At 72.1% G+C, this 818-nt stretch carries 1 protein-coding gene; it reads right to left on the reverse strand.

Going from position 1 to position 818, the window contains the following annotated elements; genetic code table 11:
• The coding region (locus NJ376_RS27945) for an autotransporter-associated beta strand repeat-containing protein (RefSeq protein ID WP_408906684.1) at nucleotides 1-818 on the reverse strand (818 nt) is incomplete at both ends.

An 818-nucleotide genomic window follows, 5' to 3' on the forward strand; every position in this document is an offset into this window, starting at 1 on the left:
GCCGGAAAGGGTGGCGATGCTGGCGCCGCTGGCGGTTTCCGCGATGCGGAAGGTGCCGTCGGCGGCGACCCCGGAGGAGGCGGCGAGGCTGCCCGTACCGGTCAGCACCAGGCTGGCGCCGGCATCGATGCTGGTGGCGCCGGTATAGGTTTGGATGCCGGTCAGGGTCTGGATGCCGCCGGCGACCGCCAGCCCGCCCGCGCCGGAGATGATGCCGTCGAAGCTGGTGGAGGCGTTGGAAAGGCTCAGCGTCTGCGCGCCCAGCTCCACCTGGCCGTTGCCGGAGAGGGTGGTGATACTGGCGCCGGCGCTGGTGTCGGCGATGCGGAAGGTGCCGTTGTTCGCCACCTCGGTGGAAGTGGCGATGCTGCCGGTGCCGGTCAGCGCCAGGGTGGCGCCGGCATCGATATTGGTGGTGCCGGTATAGGTATTGGTGCCGCTCAGCGTCTGGGTGCCGCCGGCGACGGTCACCCCGCCCGTGCCGCCGATGGCGCCATCGAAGCTGGTGGAGCCGTTGCTGATGCTCAGCCGCTGGTCGCCCAGCGCCACCGCGCCGCTGCCGGAGAGCGTCGTGATGGCGGCCCCCGCCGTGGTGGCGCTGAGATCGAAGCTGCCATTCGCCGCGACGCCGGAGGAGGCCGCGATGCTGCCGGTGCCGGTCAGCGCCAGGGTGGCGCCGGCGCCGATGCCGGTGGCACCGGTATATGTGTTGGTCCCGCTCAGCGCCTGGGTGCCGCCGGAGACGGTCAGGCCACCGCCATCGCCGATGGCGCCGGCGAAGGTGGTGGAGCCGTTGGTGACGGTGAGGGTCTGCGCGC

Origin of the sequence: Siccirubricoccus soli, assembly GCF_024178315.1 — a bacterium.
In the GTDB taxonomy this organism is placed as follows: Bacteria; Pseudomonadota; Alphaproteobacteria; order Acetobacterales; family Acetobacteraceae; genus Siccirubricoccus; species Siccirubricoccus soli.